Consider the following 17,010-nt stretch of genomic DNA (forward strand, 5'->3'; position numbering starts at 1 on the left):
GCACCGGCCCGTACGCCCGGCGGGGCCATGGACCGCCGGGCGAGACCGGTGTCACACTGCTGGTGTCACAGTGGTACTGGTGCGAGGGCTGGGGTGCGATGGGTGGCGGGGAGCCGCGGTTCACGGTGGACGAGCTGGCCGCCCGGGCGGGGGTGACGGTCCGGACGCTGCGGTTCTACGGCGCGAAGGGGCTGCTGCCGCCGCCGGAGCTGGGACCGCGGCGGGTGGGGCTGTACGGGGCCGAGCACCTGGGGCGGCTCGAGTTGATCGAGGAGTTGCAGCGGCAGGGACTGACGCTGGCCGCGATCGACCGGTATCTCACGCAACTGCCTTCGGACATCGGCGAGTTGGACCTGGCGATCCACCGGGCCCTGGTGGCGTCCTGGACGCCGGAGTCCTTGGAGGAGGCCGGCCGGGCGCAGTTGGAGCGGCGGACGGGGCGGGCGCTGTCGGACGCGGATCTCGACAGTCTCGCCGCGATGGGCGCGCTGCACCGCACCGAGGACCCGGACGTGTTCAAGGTGGAGCCGGGGCTGCTGCCGCTGGGCGTGCGGGTGCTGGACGTGCCGATCCCGCTGGAGACGCTGGTGGCGGCCCGGGCGGTGGTGCGGCTGCACAGCCAGGCGACGGCGCACGATCTGCACCGGCTGTTCCGGGACACCGTGTGGCGGCCGTACCGGGAGAGCGACCCGGAGCCCGAAGAGCTGGAGCGGATGCGGGAGTTGGCCGACCGGATCCAGCCGATGGTGGTGCAGGCGCTGGTGACGGCGTTCCAGCGTTCGCTGGCGGAGGAGCTGGCCCGCCCGGCGGAGCGGGCGGGCCAGGACGACGGCGATCAGTCGCGGTAGCGGCCGCCGCTCTCGGCGAGGGCGACCAGCGAGGCCGGCGGGGTGAAGCGCTCGCCGTACGCGGCGGCGAGTTCGCGGGCGCGGGCGGTGAAGCCCGCGGGGCCGCCCGGGTAGCCGTTGATGTACTGCAGGACGCCGCCGGTCCAGGCGGGGAAGCCGATGCCGAGGATGGAGCCGATGTTGGCGTCGGCGACCGAGGTCAGCACGTTCTCGTCCAGGCAGCGGACCGAGTCGAGGGCCTCGGAGAAGAGCATCCGCTCCTTCATGTCCTCGAACGGGATCTCCGCGCCAGGCTGGGCGAAGTGCTCGCGCAGGCCGGGCCACAGCCGGGTGCGGCGGCCGTCGGCGTACTCGTAGAAGCCGGCGCCGCCGCTGCGGCCGGGGCGGTCGAACTCGTCGATCATCCGGTCCATGACGATCTCGCCGGGGTGCTCGGTCCAGGTGCCGCCGGCCTCCTCGACGGCGCGGCGGGACTCGTTGCGGATCTTGCGCGGCAGGGTGAGGGTGAGCTCGTCCAGCAGCGACAGCACCTTCGCGGGGTACCCGGCCTGGGCGGCGGCCTGCTCGACGGAGGACGGGTCGAGGCCCTCGCCGATCATCGCGACGCCCTCGTTGATGAACTGGCCGATCACCCGGGAGGTGAAGAAGCCGCGGGAGTCGTTGACCACGATCGGGGTCTTGCGGATCTGCCGGACCAGGTCGAAGGCGCGGCCGAGCGCCTCGTCGCCGGTCTCCGGGCCGCGGATGATCTCCACCAGCGGCATCTTGTCGACCGGCGAGAAGAAGTGCAGGCCGATGAAGTCGGCGGTGCGCTCGACACCCTCGGCGAGCAGGCCGATCGGGAGGGTGGAGGTGTTGGAGCAGAGCAGCGCGTCGGGCGCGACCACGTGCTGGATCTCCTGGAACACCTTGTGCTTGAGCTCGGGGTTCTCGAAGACCGCCTCGATGACGGTGTCGCAGCCGGCCAGGTCGGCCGGGTCCGCGGTGGGGGTGATCCGGGAGAGGAACTCGTCGCGCTCCTCGGCGGACAGCCGGCCGCGCTGCACCTGCTTGTCCAGCAGGCCGGCGGAGTAGGCCTTTCCGCGTTCGGCGGCCTCCAGCGTGACGTCCTTGAGCAGCACCGTCAGCCCCGCCTGCGCGCACGAGTACGCGATGCCCGCGCCCATCATGCCGGCGCCCAGCACCGCGACCTTCGAGGCCTTCCAGGCCGGGACCGAACTCGGACGGGAGGCACCAGAGTTGACGGCCTGCATGTCGAAGAAGAAGGCCTGGATCATGTTCTTGGAGGTGGCCCCGCAGGCCAGCTCGGCGAAGTACCGGGCCTCGATGACGAACGCGGTGTCCACGTCCACCTGCGAGCTCTCCACAGCGGCCGCCATGATGTTGCGCGGCGCCGGGTAGGGCGCGCCGTTCAGCTGCTTGCGCAGGTTGGCGGGGAAGGCGGGCAGGTTGGCGGCCAGCGCGGGGGTGCTGGGGGTGCCGCCGGGGATCTTGTAGCCCTTGGCGTCCCAGGGCTGCGCGCTCACCGGGTTGGCGGCGATGAAGGCGCGCGCCGAGGCGATCATCTCCTCGGTGGTGGAAGCGAGTTCGTGCACCAGGCCGTGCTGGACGGCCTGTGCGGGACGGTACTGCCGGCCCTGCAGCAGGACGTTCAGCAGGGCGTCGGTGATGCCGAGCATCCGCACGGTGCGGACCACACCGCCGCCGCCGGGCAGCAGGCCGAGGGTGACCTCGGGCAGGCCGATCTTGCTGCCGGGCGCGTCCAGGGCGATCCGGTGGTGGCAGGCCAGGGCGATCTCCAGGCCGCCGCCGAGCGCGGCGCCGTTGATCGCGGCGACCACCGGCTTGCCGAGGGTCTCCAGCTTGCGCAGCGCGCGCTTGATCCGCATCGAGTTGGCGAACACCTGCTCGGCGTCGTCCGGCCCGACGGCGGAGAGAAGCTTGAGGTCGCCGCCGGCGAAGAAGGTCTTCTTCGCGGAGGTGACGATGACGCCGGTCAACTCCTCGGTGCCGGCCAGCCGTTCGACGGTGGCTTCGAGCGCGTCGGTGAAGGCGGCGTTCATGGTGTTGGCGGACTGGGCGGGGTCGTCGAGGACGAGGGTGACCACGCCGTCCTGGTCCTGCTCCCAGCGGATGGGGCTGCTCACGTCGGTCATTTCGTTGAAGTCCTTGGGTGAGTACGTGAGTTGACGGATGGTCAGATGCGCTCGATGACGGTGGCGATGCCCATGCCGCCACCCACGCACAGGGTGGCCAGGCCGTAGCGCAGGTCGCGGCGCTCCAGTTCGTCGATCAGGGTGCCGATCAGCATCGCGCCGGTGGCGCCGAGCGGGTGGCCGAGCGCGATCGCGCCGCCGTTGACGTTCACCTGGTCGTGGCGGAAGCCGAGTTCGCGCATGAAGCGGAGGGCGACGGCGGCGAACGCCTCGTTGATCTCCACCAGGTCGATGTCGGCGGCGGTCAGCCCGGCCTTGGCGAGGGCCTTGCGGGTGGCGGGGGCGGGGCCGGTGAGCATGATGGTGGGCTCGGAGCCGGAGACCGCGGCGGAGACGATCCGGGCCCGCGGGGTCAGGCCGTACCGCTCGCCGATCTCCTTCGAGCCGATCGCGACCAGCGCCGCGCCGTCCACGATGCCGGAGGAGTTGCCCGCGTGGTGCACGTGGTCGATGGACTCCACCCAGTGGTACTTCTGCAGCGCGACCGCGTCGAACCCGCCGAGGTCACCGATGTCGGCGAAGGACGGCTTGAGGCCGGCCAGCGTCTCCACGGTGGTCCCGGGGCGGATGAACTCGTCGCGGCCGAGCACCACCAGGCCGTTGCGGTCCCGCACCGGGACGACCGAGCGGTCGAACAGGCCGTCCGCCTGCGCCTTGGCGGCGCGGGCCTGCGACTCGGCGGCGAACGCGTCCACGTCGGTGCGGGACAGGCCCTCGATGGTGGCGATCAGGTCGGCGCCGATGCCCTGCGGGACGAAGCCGGTCTCGTAGGCCGTCATCGGGTCGGCGAACCAGGCGCCGCCGTCGGAGCCCATCTTCACCCGGGACATCGACTCCACGCCGCCGGCCAGGATCAGGTCCTCCCAGCCCGAACGGACCTTCGCCGCGGCCAGGTTGACGGCCTCCAGGCCGGACGCGCAGAAGCGGTTCTCCTGCACGCCGGCGACGGTGTCGGGCAGGCCGGCGGCGATCGCCGCGACCCGGGCGATGTCCGAGCCCTGGTCACCGATCGGGCTGACCACGCCGAGCACGATGTCGTCGATCGCGGCCGGGTCCAGCGTCGGGAAACGACGGCGGAGTTCGTGGATCAGGCCGACCACCAGGTCGATCGGCTTGGTGCCGTGCAGGGAGCCGGTCTGCTTGCCGCGCCCGCGCGGCGTGCGGATCGCGTCGTAGACGTACGCTTCGGTGGTCACGGTGTCGGTTGCCTTTCAGACGGATGGGTCGGCCGGGGTCAGCCGAGCGGGGTTCAGCCGAGCAGGGAGCGGCCGACGATCTCTTTCATGATCTCGGTGGTGCCGCCGTAGATGGTCTGGACGCGCCCGTCGGTGAACGCCCGGGCGACCGCGCTGTCGCTCATGTAGCCGGAGCCGCCGTGCAGTTGCAGGCAGCGGTCGGCGACGCGCTTCTGCAGTTCGGTGGACCACCACTTGGCCATCGAAGCGTCCGCCGGCGTCAGGTTGTACTTGTTGTGCTCCAGCACGCAGCGGTCCACGAAGGTCCGGGTGACGGCGCACTCGGTGGCCATCTCGGCGATCTCGAAACGCACGTGCTGGAGCTTGGCCAGCGGACGGCCGAACGCGGTGCGCTGCTTCACGTACGCCATCGTCTCGTCCAGCACGAACTCCGCGCCGGCGATCGCCGCGACCGCGATCGCCAGCCGCTCCTGCGCGAGGTTGCGCATCAGGTACAGGAAGCCCTGGTTCTCCTCGCCCAGCAGGTTCGCCTTCGGCACCCGCACGTCCTGGAAGAACAACTCGGCGGTGTCCTGCGCCTTCTGGCCGATCTTGTCGAGGTTGCGGCCGCGCTCGAAGCCCGGCATGCCGCGCTCCACCACCAGCAGGCTCAGCCCGTGCGCGCCGCCCTCGGCGGTGGTCTTCGCCACCACCACGACCAGGTCCGCCAGGATCCCGCTGGAGATGAACGTCTTCGCACCGTTCAGCACGTAGTGGTCGCCCGCGTCCACCGCCGTGGTGCGGATCGCCTGCAGGTCGGAGCCGGTGTCCGGCTCGGTCATCGCGATCGCGCTGATCAGCTCGCCCGAACAGAACCCGGGCAGCCAGCGCTGCTTCTGCTCGTCCGTGGCCAGGCCCGTCAGATACGGCCCGATGATGTCGTTGTGCAGGCCGATCGCCAGGCCACTGGCGCCGACCCGGGTGAACTCCTCGGCCAGCACCGCCGCGAACCGGAAGTCCTGGCTGCCACCGCCGCCGAACTGCTCGTCCACCGCGAGACCCAGCAGCCCCGCCTTACCTGCGGCCAGCCAGGCGTCACGGTCGACGATGCCCTGCTGCTCCCAGCGGGCGTGGTGCGGGATGACCTCCTTGGCGAGGAAGGCCCGGACGCTCTCGCGGAAGTCCTCGTGTTCCTCGGTGTAGAGCTCGCGCTGCAACGGGTGTCTCCTTCAGGAGGCTTGCGGGTCGAGTGCGGGGACGGCCCAGTCTCGGGCCACCTCGGCGGTGTGCGCGCCGGGACGCGCGGGCGGGGTGCGCAGCGCGGCCGGGGTCGCGGAGAAGCGCGGGGCGACGCCGGGCTGTACGGTGCCGTGCTGCTCGGTGTAGCTGCCGCGGGCGGCCAGGTGCGGGTGCTCCGTGGCCTGACGGAGCGTCAGCACCGGTGCCACGCAGGCGTCGTGGCCCTCGAAGAGCTCCGTCCACTCGGCCTGGGTGCGGGTGGCGAAACGCCGGGCGATCCGTTCGCGCAGTTCGGGCCAGCGGGGCAGGTCGTACTGCGCCGGGGCGTCCTCTTTCAGGTCGAGGAGACGGGTGAACTCGGCGTAGAACTGCGGCTCCAGCGGGCCGACGGCCATCCACTGCCCGTCGGAGGTGGCGAAGGTGCCGTACCAAGGGGCGCCGCCGTCCAGCAGGTTGACGCCCCGCCGGTCCTGCCACAGGCCGGCGCCGAGCAGGCCCCACAGCATGGTGGACAGGTGCGCGGCGCCATCGACGATCGCCGCGTCCACGACCTGGCCGGTACCGGTGGCCCGGGCGTGGTGCAGGGCGGCCAGCAGGCCGACCACCAGGTACAGCGAACCGCCCGCGTAGTCGCCCAGCAGGTTGGCCGGGATCGCCGGGGGGCCGTCCGCGTCACCGATCAGGCCGAGGACGCCGGAGGTGGCGAGATACGTGATGTCGTGCCCCGCGCGGTCGGCGAGCGGGCCGTCCTGGCCCCAGCCGGTCATCCGGCCGTACACCAGCGCCGGGTTGCGGGCCAGGCACTGCTCCGGGCCCACGCCGAGGCGTTCGGCGACGCCCGGGCGGTAGCCCTCGATCAGCAGGTCGGCGCGGGCGGCGAGGTCGAGCACGATGCTGCGGCCGTCCTCGGCCTTCAGGTCCACCACGACGGAGCGCTTGTTGCGGTTGGTCAGGTCCTGCTCCGGGGCCGGCCCGAGAACCTGCCCGCCCGGGCGGTCCACCCGCACCACGTCCGCCCCCAGGTCGGCGAGCAGCATCGCGGCGAACGGGCCGGGCCCGATGCCCGCCAGCTCAAGGACCCGGACGCCCGCGAGCGGCCCGGCGGCCTTGGCGGGGGGTGTTGCGGGGGTCATCGGCGACCACCTCCCAGGTTTGACAGTAAAGCTGTCACAGTGGCGATGATAGGGATGCGACTCGCCGGTAACAAGAGTCAACCGCACGGTCTGCGGCACGCGCGCCGCGATGATGGAAATCGCGTCCGACCCACCGGAGGGAACCCGCCATGCCCGACCGCGACACCACCGTCCTCGACAACCCCGTCGCCGCCTCACTCACCGGCCGGCACGCCCACCTCGCCCGCCACCACGGCCGGGCCTCCAGCTTCCTCCCCGAGGTCGCGAGCTTCTCCGCCATCACGGCCGAACCCGGCGCGTGGGACGACCTGACCGAACTCCTCGGCACCGACGCCTTCGCCCTCCTCGTCAACTGCCCCGTCCTGCCGCCCGACCACCTGGTACCCGAATTCACCTTCGAGGGCTACCAGATGACCCACCCCGGCCACGCCCCGCTCCCCCGCACCACCGCCCACATCGTCGAACTCGGCCCCGCAGACGTCCCCGAGATGCTCGCCCTCGCCGAACGCACCCGCCCCGGCCCCTTCCACCCCCGCACCCACGAACTCGGCACCTACCTCGGCATCCGCGAGAACGGCGCCCTCGTCGCCATGGCCGGAGAAAGGCTCAAGCCGCCCGGCTGGACCGAGATCAGCGCTGTCTGCACCGCCCCCGAAGCCCGCGGCCGCGGCCACGCCACCACCCTCATCACCACCCTCATCCACCAGATCACCACCCGCGGCGACCGCCCCTTCCTCCACTCCGCCGCCGACACCCCGGCCTTCGCCCTCTACGAACACCTGGGTTTCACCGTCCGCACCAAGATCACCATCCGCGGCTACCGCACGCCCCGTGGGGATGGGCGGCGTTGACGGAAAGTCGGGTGAACTCGGCGCGCCGTCCAAATAGGGTTCCGCCGTGCCCGAGTTGCAGCAGTTGGATGCCGACCATGCCCCGGCGGTGCTCGCCTTCGAGCTCGCGAACCGTGCGTACTTCGCGGCATCGATTCCCGACCGGGGCGACGAGTACTTCGAGCGTTTCGCCGACCGGCACCGCGCTCTGCTCGCCGAGCAGGAGGCCGGCGTCTGCACGTTCTACGTGCTGCTCGCCGGGGACGGCTCGGTGCTGGGCCGGTTCAACCTGTACGACTTCGCGAACGGCAGTGCCGATCTCGGCTACCGCGTCGCACAGCATGTCGCCGGGCGCGGCGTCGCGACGGCGACCGTCCGGGAGTTGTGCGGGCTGGCGGTGACACGGCACGGGTTGCGGACGCTTCGGGCGGCCGCCGCCCAAGCCAATCCCGCGTCCCAAAAGGTGCTGCTCAAGGCCGGGTTCGTCCCGGACGGCCCGACCGAGCTCGACGGCAAGCCGGGCACCTGGTACCAGCGCGACCTCTCGCTCCAGCTGTAACGCCGGCCGTCAGGCGGGTGTCTGGCCGCGCCAGTGGCGGATTTCCAGGGCGGCGGCCACTTCGAGGGGGTGGTCGGCGAGGGGGCGTGGGAGGAGGGTGTCGGCGCGGGCGAGGCGGCGGAGGAGGGTGTTGCGGTGGGTGAAGAGGCGGGCGGCGGCGCGGGTGGCGTTGCACTGTTCGGCGAGGTAGGCGCGGACGGCTTCGGCCGGGGGGCCTTCGAGTGCGCCGAGGACGTGGCGGACGAAGCGGTCGGCGCCTTCGAGGTCCTGGGTGAGGAGGGCGACGAGTTCGATCTCGTCGTGGGAGGCGAGGCGTTGGACGGAGGCGAGGCGGGCGAGCATGCGCTGGGTGGTGAGGGCGTCGAGGTGGCTGCGGCGGAAGCCGTTGACGCCGGTGGCGGCGGGGCCGAGGGCGATGCGGACGGCGGGGAGCCGGTCCAGGCCGGCGCGTAGCCGGGAGAGGTCGGGGCTCGCGGCGGTCCAGACCCAGCGGGTGGCGGCGCTCGCGGTGACGTCGAGGACCGGGGGGCGGCCTGCGGAGGACGCCAACAGGTCTGCGGCGCGGTCGAGTTGGGCGAAATCCTGGTCGAGGTCGTCGACCCACAGGACGGCGGCGGTGTGGGTCCCGGCGAGGGGGTATCCGAGCCGGGCTTCGGCGCGGGCGCGGGCGATGGGCGCGCCGTCGAGGAGGAGGGCGACGGCGTGCAGCCGCTCGGCGTGGTTGGAGCCGGTGAGTGCGGCGCGTTCGGCGCGCAGCAGGGTGGTCATCTCGCCGACGCAGGCGTCCACGAACGCGGAGATGGAGCGGAGCGAGACGTCGAGGAGGTCGCGCAGCTCGTCGGGGTCGGTGGTGAGGGTGCAGGCGATCCGGGTCCACAGCCGGAGGGCGACGCTCTCGCCGGCCCGGTAGGAGTCGAGGGCGGGTTCGTCGAGGCCGCGGCGGACGATGTCGCGGGCGATCAGTCGCTGTTCCTCGCCTTCGGGGGCGGGGACGGGCGCGCCGGGGGCGGTGACGTTGGCGGCGGCCCAGCGCAGCAGGTTTGCGCGGTTGACGCGGCGCAGGCCGGCGGAGAGGACGGGGTCGTCGGCGATGGGTCGCCGGGTCTCGCCGGCGAGGGTGGCGGCGTCGAGTTCGGCGAGCCAGTCGGGCTGCGGGTTGAGGGCGAGTTCGGCGCCCTGGCGGATCAATTTGAGGATCCGGGGCGGGGGCAGCGGCATGCCCGTCACCGTACTGGTGCAGAGTGCACCGGGAAAGGGGCAGCCCGGTGCAGGTTGAACCTGGGCAACTGTCGCAGGATTTGTGGACGATGACGTGGTCTCGTCCGCCACCGCCACAGGAGTCGCCCGTGTCCACCGATACCGTCACTGCGCCCGACGACCGGACGGCCGCGCCCGTCGAGCACCTGGACGTGCTGATCGTCGGCGCCGGGATCTCGGGAATCGGCGCGGGCCGTTACCTGACCGCCGAACTGCCCGGCAAGGAGTTCGCGATCCTGGAGGCCCGGGCCGATCTCGGCGGCACCTGGGACCTGTTTCGCTATCCGGGCATCCGGTCCGACTCCGACCTGCACACCTTCGGCTACGCGTTCAAGCCGTGGCGGGAGAAGGAGTCGATAGCGGACGCCCCGCAGATCCTGTCCTACCTGCGCGAAACCGTCCGGGAGAACGGTTTGCGGGACCGGATCCGCTACCACCACCGGGTGCTGGACGCGTCCTGGTCGACGGCGGACGCCCGCTGGAGCGTCCGGGTGGAACGCGCCGACACCGGCGAGCAGTTCACCCTGACCTGCGACTGGCTGTTCTGCGCGATGGGCTACTACCGCTACGACCAGGGCTTCACGCCCGAGTTCGAGGGGCTGGAACGTTTCACCGGCACCGTCGTCCACCCGCAGCACTGGCCCGAGAACCTCGACCACACCGGCAAGCGCGTGCTGGTGATCGGCAGCGGCGCGACCGCCGTCACCCTGGTGCCCGCGATGGCGAAGCGGGCCCGACAGGTGACGATGCTCCAGCGCACGCCGACGTACATCATGCCGGTGCCGCGCCGCGACCACATCGCCAACCTGCTGCGGCGGCTGCTCGGCGACGAGCGCGGCTACGCGCTGGCCCGGCGCAAGAACATCGCCCAGCAGTACGCGATCTGGTCGTTCTGCCAGCAGCACCCGAAGGCGGCCCGGCGGATCATCCGCTGGGTGAACGCCCGCCAGCTGCCGAAGGGTTACCCGGTGGACGAGCACTTCAGCCCGCCCTACGACCCGTGGGACCAGCGACTGTGCGCCGTCCCCAACGGCGACCTGTTCAAGGCGATCCGCGGCGGCCGGGCGGCCGTGGTGACCGACCGGATCCGCACGTTCACCGAGCGCGGGGTGCTGCTGGAGTCCGGCCGGGAACTGGAGGCGGACATCGTGGTCACCGCGACCGGGCTGAACGTGCAGGCGTTCGGCGGGATCCCGATGAGCGTGGACGGCGAGCCCGTGCGGCTCGCCGAGACCGTCGCGTACAAGGGCATGATGCTCTCCGGCGTCCCCAACTTCGCCTACGCGATCGGCTACACCAACTCCTCCTGGACGCTGAAGATCGGCCTGCTGTGCGAGCACTTCTGCCGCCTGCTGGCACACATGGAGCGGCGCGGGCACCGGATCTGCCGCCCCGAGGTCGCCGACCCCGCGATGCCCACCCGGCCCTTCCTGGACTTCACGGCCGGGTACATCCTGCGCGCCGTCGACGGGCTTCCCCGGCAGGGCGACCGGGCGCCGTGGCAGACCTCCACCAGCTACCGCGACGACAGCCGGATGTTCGGCACCGGGCAGGTCACCGACCGCGAGCTGCACTTCTCCTGAACCTTCTCCGACCGCTGAACTCCTCCGATCGCTGAACCTTCTCCGACCGCACCCCGGGCCGCCGCCTCTTGCCGCTTGCCGGGGGCGGGCGGACGCTGGGAGGAAGGCGCACCGGCCGCCCGTCGCCGGTGCGCATGGGAAGGTGACACGTCATGCAGAACCACTGGATCGTCGACCTGACCTTCGAAGAGGACGAGTCCCGCACCACCTGCACAGCATCGCTCAGCGGCTTCAGCGCGCCCGGCGCTCAGGGCAAGGGCATGGCTCGACGCAATCCCACCGACGACCCCGACACCGTCATCGGCGAGGAGCTGGCCGCCGCCCGCGCTTTCCACGACCTGGCCCACCAACTGGCCGGCCAGGCGGAGACCGGAATCGAGAGCCACACCCACAGCCCGGCGCACCTCCCGCTCTGACCGCCTCGCGCAGCTGAGCGGCTGAGCGTCTGGGCGTCTGGGCGTCTGGGCGTCTGAGCGGCGCCGAACTCCCTTACGGGGCGGGCCCGTCCACCGGCCGGTGATCTTTTCGGACCATCGAACCGGCAGGTAGAGTGCGGCGATCAGTCGTGCCCACGGGGGGCACCAGCGAGACGAATCACCGGTGACCGCATGACCGTCTGGACCCGCCCCGCCCTGTGGTGGCGCTGCGCCATCGCCCTGTCCGCGTTCCTGGGGATCTACCTCAGCAACAGCTCACTGGTGTACTTCACGCTCCAGAGCAACGTGCTGGTGCTGGGCTACTTCCTCGGCGCGGCCTACTGGATGGTCAAGCGGGGGACGCTCGACGCCCCCGCGCCGCGGCTGCGCGGCGCCGCCGTCCTGTACATCACCATCACCGGCATCGTCGCGCACGTGCTGCTCAACCACGGCGAGAACCCGCTGCCCGGCCTGGTCTCCGGCCCCGACCGCCTCCAGCACTGGTCCAGCTTCTTCCTGCACTACACCACCCCGCTGATGGTGCTCGCCGACTGGCTGCTGCTCTCCCCCCGCAACGCGTCCCGCTGGCGCGACCTGCCGCTCTGGCTCTCCTACCCCCTCGGCTACGCCTTCCTCACCGAGGCCCGCGCCATCGCCTTCCCGAACTTCCCCCTCCGCTACCCCTACTTCTTCCTCGACCCCACCGAGAAGGGCTACGGCTGGGTCGGCCTCCAAATGGTCCAGCTCACCCTGGAGTTCATCGTCCTCGGCGCCCTCGTCGTAGCCCTCGACCGCCTCGGCACCAAGCTCCGCCGCCAGCCTGCGGCGCCGGCGGAGGCCTGACGGCCGGTCGCCCCGGGGCTGATTCCCACTCCTTTGATAATCTGGCCTCATGACCGAGCGCACCTACAGCATCGGCGACGGACCGGCGACCAGGGTCAGCCTGTCCCTGCCCGAGGGCACCGCGGCCGCGATCCGGGAGCGGGTCGGCAAGCGCGAGTTCTCCGCGTTCATCACCACAGCCGTCGAACGCGAGCTCCGTGGCCGGATACTGGACGAATATCTGGCCGACTACGAGCGCCGCAACGGGCCGATCCCCGCCGCTGAACAGGACCGTGCCCGCCAGGTGTTCGACGAAGTGTTCGCCGGAGAGGGCGAATGGCCCGCCGCAAGCTGAACCACGAAGGAACGCTGGTCCTCGACTCCGAGGGGCTCTCCAAGCTGCTCTCGGACCACGCACCGGTGGTCGCCCTGGTCGCGGAAGCGCGTGCCCGCGGCATGGAAGTGGTGATCAGCGCCCTGACGATCATCGAAGCGGTGCACGACCGGACCGATCGGGTCCGACTGAGCTGGCTGCTGTCCGGCATGCGCATCGCCCCAGTCGGCGACGAGGAGGCCAAGGCGGCGTCAGCCCTCCTGCTCGCGGCCGGCCTGCATGGCCACAAGTACGCAATCGACGCTGTCGTGGCCGAACTCGCCCTGCGCCAGCAGCGGCCCGTGGTGGTGCTGACCTCTGACGTCGACGATCTCACCAAGCTCTGCGGCGGCCAGGTCCGGCTGGTCGCCGTATAGCCGTCAGCGGGTGGAGCCCATGGTTCTCGACACCCTTGCGGCCGTCGCGGCGACGACCGGGCCGAGGTCGCGGGCTCGGGCGGCGGTGATGCGGGAGGTGAGGGCGGAGGTGGAGATGGCGCCGATGACGGTGTTGTTGTGGTCGAAGACGGGGGCGGCGATGCAGCGGACCTCGGGTTCGTTCTCGCGGTCGTCGACGGCGTAGCCGCGGCTGCGGATGCGGGTGAGTTCGGTGCGCAGGGCGGCGGCCGAGGTCAGGGTGCGGGGGGTGATCGCGGGGAGGCCGTGGGTGACCACGGTGGCGAAGGCGTCCTCGGACATCCAGGCGAGCATGGCCTTGCCGACGGCGGTGCAGTACATGGGGGCCCGGCTGCCGATCCGGGAGGCCATCCGGACGGCGGTCTCGTTCTCGACCTTGTCGACGTAGACCACGTACGGCGCGTCGGGGACGCACAGGTGGACGGTGCCGCCGACCTCGCGCATCAGCTGGTGGGCCTCTTCGGAGGCGGCGGTGCGCAGGTCGAGGGTGGCGCGGTAGGCCTGGCCGAGCTGGAGGGCGCCGGGGCCGAGCCGGAAGTGTCCGGTGTCGCGGTCGCGGGCGAGCAGCTGGGCGTCGACCAGGGGTGCGGCGAGCCGCAGCACGGTGGATTTCGACATGCCGAGGCCCTCGGCGAGCGCGGTCAGGCTGAGGTCGGGTCCGGTCGCGGCGTGGTCGCGGACGTGTTCGAGCACGGCCAGGGCGCGGCGCAGCGACGCCGACTGGTTGCGTTCCGGCCGGTCGGCGGGCCGGCTTTCGGCGGCGGTGCTGGTCATGGGGTGTGACGCTACGACGCGGTGGGCCGCAGTTCCAGTTCCGCAGCACATCGTTTTGCAGTGCACAACTTTCGCGCTCTGCTCTTGTCGGCGTGCCCGGCGGCTTTCTAATGTCCCGCTCACACCGATCCCCCACTGCATGTCCCGGTTTCCTCCGGATCTTGCAGGTGCGTCCCGCTTTTCTGGCGAGGAGATGACGTTGAGCATGAAGAAGCTGGCCCGTGGTGCCGCCCTTGCCGTGCTGGCGGGCACCGTGGCGACGGCCTGCGCGCCAGGTACCGCCAAGACCGCTTCGTCCGCGGACAAGCAGACCGGCACCGTGAAGGTGTGGTTGTACGACGAGGCGAACCGGGCGCCGAAGGAGCAGGTGGTGGCGCAGGCCGTCGCCGACTTCAAGGCCAAGCACGCTGGCGTCGACGTGCAGGTGTCGTACATTCCGACGGACGCCGGGCCGCGCGCGGAGAAGATGAAGGGCGCGTTCAACGACCCGTCCTCCGCGCCGGACGTGGTGGAGTTCGGCAACACCGACCTGTTCGGCTACACCGCCTCGGGCGGCCTCGCCGACATCACCTCCGACCTGGCGAGCTGGGAGGAGGGCAAGGACCTGCCGCAGGACCTGAAGGACACCGCGGTGGTGGACGGCAAGACGTACGGCCTGCCGTGGTGGCTGGGTGTCCGCGCGCTGTACTACCGCACCGACGTTTTCACCGAGCTGGGCCTGGCCGCGCCGACCACGTACGCGGAGCTGAAGTCGGCGGCGGAGAAGGTCCGTTCGGCGCACGGCGACATGCTGGGCATCGCGGTCGGCGGCAAGTACACCTTCGGCGCGCTGCCGTTCGTCTGGGCGAACGGCGGCGACCTGGCGGCGCAGAACGGTTCGGCGTACGCCTCGGCGATCGACTCGGAGAAGTCGCAGGCGGGTGTGAAGGCGTACACCGACCTGTTCACCGACGCCATCTGTCCGGCGCAGCAGTGCGCCGACCTGACCGGCGGCAAGACGGTGGAGTCGTTCGCGGCCGGCAAGGCCGGCATGGCGATCCTGCCGAACTCCTCGCGCAGCGCGGTGGAGGCGGGCGCGGCGAAGGGCAAGTACGCGATCGTCCCGCTGCCGGGCGCGGCGGCCGGCCAGATCGCGCCGGCGTTCTCCGGCGGCAACGACCTGGGTGTCATGAAGTCCACCCAGCACCGCAGCCTGGCCGCCGACTTCATCAAGGAACTGGCGTCCAAGAAGAACCAGTTGGCGCTGTTCGACGCGATGGGCAACCTGCCGACGCTGTCCTCGGCGCGCGCCGAGGTGGTGCAGAAGCAGCCGTGGCTGAAGCCGTTCACGGACACCATCGAGGCGGGCACCAAGTTCGTCCCGAAGGACGCCGCCTGGGCGAAGATCGACGCCCAGGCCGTGGTGCCGACGATGCTGCAGAAGGTCATCACCGGCAAGTCCGACGTGGCTGCCGCGACCAAGGAGGCGGCGGCCGCGATGAACACCTCGTTCAGCGGCAAGTAGCCGTCGGAGCCTTCAACCTGTAGACGAGAAGCGGAAGTTGTCGATGCCTGCCACGACCGTCACCGCCCGGGCGGACCACGGGGACTCCCCGGTCCGCCCGGCGGGCGGCGCCCCCGCGAAGGGCCGCCGCCGATCCGGGCCGCTCGCCCGGATCCCCGTCCCGCTGTGGCTGCTGCTGCCGGCCGCGCTGGTGCTGATCCCGCTGTTCGGCTATCCGCTGTACCAGCTGGGCCTGCTGTCGGTGCTCAAGTTCGGCCAGCCGCAGGCCTCCGGCGGGGTGCCGACCGAATTCGTCGGACTGTCCAACTACACCGACGTCCTCGGCGATTCGCAGTTCTGGGAGGTGCTCGGCCAGACCCTGGCGTTCGCCGCGTTCTGCGTCGTCGCCACCCTGGTGGTCGGCGCGGTCTGCGCGGTGCTGCTGACCCGGGTCGGCAAGTGGCCGCGGCTGCTGCTGATGTTCGGCGCGCTCGGCGCCTGGGCCGCGCCCGCGATGACCGGCTCCACGGTGTGGATGTTCCTGCTGGACACCAACTCCGGCCTGGTCAACGAGATCCTCGGCACCCAGGGCCACAACTGGATGTACGACAAGTGGTCGGCGTTCGCGATGGTCGCCGTGGTCGTGGTCTGGCACAGCTTCCCGTTCGTGATGATCACCCTGTACGCGGGCATCCAGGCCATCCCCGACTCCGTCCTGGAGGCCGCCCGCCTCGACGGCGCCGGAACCGCCACCATCTTCCGCCGGATCATGCTGCCGATGCTGCGGCCGCTGCTGGTGATCGTGGTCATCCAGTCGATCATCTGGGACTTCAAGGTCTTCACCCAGATCTACGTGATGACCGGTGGCGGCGGCATCGCCGGCCAGAACCTCGTCCTCAACGTGTACGCCTACCAGAAGGCCTTCGTCGCGGAGAACTACAGCCTCGGCGCGGCCATCGGCGTCCTGATGACGCTGATCCTGCTGGCCGTCACCGCCGTGTACATCCGCAGCCTGCGCCGCTCCGGGGAGGAACTTTGAAGCGCGACAATCGCGTCCTGAGGCAGGGCGCGAACGTGGTGGCGATCGTGCTCGCCCTGCTGACCGTCTTCCCGCTGTACTGGATGGTGCTGTCGGCACTCAAGCCGAAGGGCGAGATCACCGGAGCGCACCCGCGGCCGTGGACCTTCGCGCCCACTTTGGACAACTTCCGCAACGCGCTGGGGGTTTCGGGCTTCGGGCGGTACTTCCTGAACAGCCTGGCCGTCGCCGTGGTCGTGGTGGTGGTCTCCGCCGCGATCGCCTTCCTGGCGGCCGTCGCGCTGTCCCGGTTCAAGTTCCGGTTCCGGACCACCATTCTGATCATGTTCCTGGTCGCCCAGATGGTGCCCGTCGAGGCGCTCACCATCCCGCTGTTCTTCCTGGTCCGCGACATCGGCACGGTCGCCCCCGGCTTCGGCCTCTCCTCGCTCGGCGCGCTGATGCTCGTCAACCTGGCGTTCTCGCTGCCGTTCGCGGTCTGGATGCTGCGCGGCTTCGTCGCCGCCGTCCCCGAATCACTCGAGGAGGCCGCCCGGATCGACGGTGCCAGCCGCTTCACCATCCTGTGGCGGATTCTGTTCCCGCTGGTCGCGCCCGGGCTGGCAGCGACCAGCGTGTTCTCCTTCATCACCGCCTGGAACGACTTCGTGTTCGCCAAGACGCTGATCCTGGACACCGACCACCAGACGCTGCCGGCAGCCCTGATGGTGTTCTTCAAGCCGGACGAGAACGACTGGGGCGGCATCATGGCCGCCTCCACCCTGATGACCGTCCCGGTGCTGATCTTCTTCGTCCTGGTGCAGCGGCACATGGTGTCCGGACTCGGCGGCGCCGTGAAGGACTGAAC

17 protein-coding genes are annotated in these 17,010 nt (G+C 71.0%); 11 read left to right on the forward strand and 6 right to left on the reverse strand.

What is annotated here, in order from left to right; translation table 11 throughout:
* Positions 1 to 98: 98 nt before the first annotated feature.
* The gene (locus tag ACIHEI_RS33535; RefSeq protein ID WP_396609391.1) at positions 99 to 848 is read left to right on the forward strand and encodes a MerR family transcriptional regulator; all 750 of its coding nucleotides are present in this window, start codon (positions 99 to 101) and stop codon (positions 846 to 848) included.
* Here ACIHEI_RS33535 and ACIHEI_RS33540 read toward each other — a convergent pair.
* From ACIHEI_RS33540 to ACIHEI_RS33555, 4 genes are read right to left on the reverse strand one after another with little or no spacing between them, the layout of a single operon-like run.
* Positions 836 to 3,004: a 3-hydroxyacyl-CoA dehydrogenase NAD-binding domain-containing protein gene (locus ACIHEI_RS33540; protein WP_396609367.1), complete on the reverse strand. Its 2,169-nt coding sequence runs from the start codon at positions 3,002 to 3,004 to the stop codon at positions 836 to 838. The genes ACIHEI_RS33535 and ACIHEI_RS33540 overlap by 13 nt on opposite strands.
* 41 nt (positions 3,005 to 3,045) lie before the next feature.
* Positions 3,046 to 4,260 carry an acetyl-CoA C-acetyltransferase gene (locus tag ACIHEI_RS33545; RefSeq protein WP_380481793.1) on the reverse strand — a complete coding sequence of 405 codons (1,215 nt, stop codon included), beginning with the start codon at positions 4,258 to 4,260 and terminating at the stop codon, positions 3,046 to 3,048.
* Between the two features lie 53 nt (positions 4,261 to 4,313).
* Complete coding sequence (locus ACIHEI_RS33550; protein WP_396609368.1) at positions 4,314 to 5,456, reverse strand: acyl-CoA dehydrogenase family protein; 1,143 nt, start codon at positions 5,454 to 5,456, stop codon at positions 4,314 to 4,316.
* A 12-nt stretch (positions 5,457 to 5,468) separates the two neighbouring features.
* Complete coding sequence (locus ACIHEI_RS33555; RefSeq protein ID WP_396609369.1) at positions 5,469 to 6,611, reverse strand: CaiB/BaiF CoA transferase family protein; 1,143 nt, start codon at positions 6,609 to 6,611, stop codon at positions 5,469 to 5,471.
* A gap of 149 nt (positions 6,612 to 6,760) precedes the next feature.
* Between ACIHEI_RS33555 and ACIHEI_RS33560 the strand changes: the two genes are divergently transcribed.
* Positions 6,761 to 7,462: a GNAT family N-acetyltransferase gene (locus tag ACIHEI_RS33560; RefSeq protein WP_396609370.1), complete on the forward strand. Its 702-nt coding sequence runs from the start codon at positions 6,761 to 6,763 to the stop codon at positions 7,460 to 7,462.
* A 46-nt stretch (positions 7,463 to 7,508) separates the two neighbouring features.
* A complete protein-coding gene (locus ACIHEI_RS33565; protein WP_396609371.1) occupies positions 7,509 to 8,000 on the forward strand; it encodes a GNAT family N-acetyltransferase in 492 nt (163 codons plus the stop codon).
* A 9-nt stretch (positions 8,001 to 8,009) separates the two neighbouring features.
* On the opposite strand, the gene ACIHEI_RS33570 is transcribed toward ACIHEI_RS33565, so the two are convergent.
* A complete protein-coding gene (locus ACIHEI_RS33570) occupies positions 8,010 to 9,218 on the reverse strand; it encodes a PucR family transcriptional regulator (protein ID WP_396609372.1) in 1,209 nt (402 codons plus the stop codon).
* Between the two features lie 128 nt (positions 9,219 to 9,346).
* Between ACIHEI_RS33570 and ACIHEI_RS33575 the strand changes: the two genes are divergently transcribed.
* From ACIHEI_RS33575 to ACIHEI_RS33595, 5 genes are all read left to right on the forward strand, one after another.
* Positions 9,347 to 10,840: a flavin-containing monooxygenase gene (locus tag ACIHEI_RS33575; protein WP_396609373.1), complete on the forward strand. Its 1,494-nt coding sequence runs from the start codon at positions 9,347 to 9,349 to the stop codon at positions 10,838 to 10,840.
* A gap of 152 nt (positions 10,841 to 10,992) precedes the next feature.
* Positions 10,993 to 11,256 carry a DUF1876 domain-containing protein gene (locus tag ACIHEI_RS33580; RefSeq protein WP_387645419.1) on the forward strand — a complete coding sequence of 88 codons (264 nt, stop codon included), beginning with the start codon at positions 10,993 to 10,995 and terminating at the stop codon, positions 11,254 to 11,256.
* A gap of 192 nt (positions 11,257 to 11,448) precedes the next feature.
* Positions 11,449 to 12,099, forward strand: a complete 651-nt coding sequence (locus tag ACIHEI_RS33585) for a Pr6Pr family membrane protein (RefSeq protein WP_396609374.1) — start codon at positions 11,449 to 11,451, stop codon at positions 12,097 to 12,099.
* Between the two features lie 49 nt (positions 12,100 to 12,148).
* Positions 12,149 to 12,433, forward strand: a complete 285-nt coding sequence (locus ACIHEI_RS33590; RefSeq protein ID WP_387645424.1) for a hypothetical protein — start codon at positions 12,149 to 12,151, stop codon at positions 12,431 to 12,433.
* Entirely contained in the window at positions 12,415 to 12,828 is a 414-nt protein-coding gene (locus ACIHEI_RS33595; protein ID WP_387645426.1) for a DNA-binding protein, read from the forward strand. Before ACIHEI_RS33590 ends, ACIHEI_RS33595 begins: the two co-directional genes overlap by 19 nt.
* Positions 12,829 to 12,831: 3 nt before the next feature.
* On the opposite strand, the gene ACIHEI_RS33600 is transcribed toward ACIHEI_RS33595, so the two are convergent.
* Positions 12,832 to 13,641, reverse strand: coding sequence for an IclR family transcriptional regulator (locus ACIHEI_RS33600; protein WP_396609375.1), 810 nt, complete (start codon positions 13,639 to 13,641; stop codon positions 12,832 to 12,834).
* Between the two features lie 205 nt (positions 13,642 to 13,846).
* Between ACIHEI_RS33600 and ACIHEI_RS33605 the strand changes: the two genes are divergently transcribed.
* From ACIHEI_RS33605 to ACIHEI_RS33615, 3 genes are read left to right on the forward strand one after another with little or no spacing between them, the layout of a single operon-like run.
* Positions 13,847 to 15,145, forward strand: coding sequence for an extracellular solute-binding protein (locus tag ACIHEI_RS33605; protein WP_392948724.1), 1,299 nt, complete (start codon positions 13,847 to 13,849; stop codon positions 15,143 to 15,145).
* Between the two features lie 43 nt (positions 15,146 to 15,188).
* Positions 15,189 to 16,163, forward strand: a complete 975-nt coding sequence (locus ACIHEI_RS33610; protein ID WP_396609376.1) for a carbohydrate ABC transporter permease — start codon at positions 15,189 to 15,191, stop codon at positions 16,161 to 16,163.
* On the forward strand, positions 16,160 to 17,008 hold the full coding sequence (locus ACIHEI_RS33615; RefSeq protein WP_387645433.1) for a carbohydrate ABC transporter permease: 849 nt from the start codon (positions 16,160 to 16,162) through the stop codon (positions 17,006 to 17,008). Before ACIHEI_RS33610 ends, ACIHEI_RS33615 begins: the two co-directional genes overlap by 4 nt.
* Positions 17,009 to 17,010 lie beyond the last annotated feature (2 nt).

The organism is Kitasatospora sp. NPDC051984 (assembly GCF_044593455.1).
Taxonomy (GTDB): Bacteria; Actinomycetota; Actinomycetes; order Streptomycetales; family Streptomycetaceae; genus Kitasatospora.

Coding starts and splice junctions, on each gene's coding strand:
- ACIHEI_RS33555 (WP_396609369.1), bottom strand. CDS start 6,611: ATGACCCCCGCAACACCCCCCGCCAAGGCCGCCGGGCCGCTCGCGGGC.
- ACIHEI_RS33570 (WP_396609372.1), bottom strand. CDS start 9,218: ATGCCGCTGCCCCCGCCCCGGATCCTCAAATTGATCCGCCAGGGCGCC.
- ACIHEI_RS33535 (WP_396609391.1), top strand. CDS start 99: ATGGGTGGCGGGGAGCCGCGGTTCACGGTGGACGAGCTGGCCGCCCGG.
- ACIHEI_RS33590 (WP_387645424.1), top strand. CDS start 12,149: ATGACCGAGCGCACCTACAGCATCGGCGACGGACCGGCGACCAGGGTC.
- ACIHEI_RS33540 (WP_396609367.1), bottom strand. CDS start 3,004: ATGACCGACGTGAGCAGCCCCATCCGCTGGGAGCAGGACCAGGACGGC.
- ACIHEI_RS33600 (WP_396609375.1), bottom strand. CDS start 13,641: ATGACCAGCACCGCCGCCGAAAGCCGGCCCGCCGACCGGCCGGAACGC.
- ACIHEI_RS33595 (WP_387645426.1), top strand. CDS start 12,415: ATGGCCCGCCGCAAGCTGAACCACGAAGGAACGCTGGTCCTCGACTCC.
- ACIHEI_RS33560 (WP_396609370.1), top strand. CDS start 6,761: ATGCCCGACCGCGACACCACCGTCCTCGACAACCCCGTCGCCGCCTCA.
- ACIHEI_RS33580 (WP_387645419.1), top strand. CDS start 10,993: ATGCAGAACCACTGGATCGTCGACCTGACCTTCGAAGAGGACGAGTCC.
- ACIHEI_RS33605 (WP_392948724.1), top strand. CDS start 13,847: ATGAAGAAGCTGGCCCGTGGTGCCGCCCTTGCCGTGCTGGCGGGCACC.
- ACIHEI_RS33585 (WP_396609374.1), top strand. CDS start 11,449: ATGACCGTCTGGACCCGCCCCGCCCTGTGGTGGCGCTGCGCCATCGCC.
- ACIHEI_RS33610 (WP_396609376.1), top strand. CDS start 15,189: ATGCCTGCCACGACCGTCACCGCCCGGGCGGACCACGGGGACTCCCCG.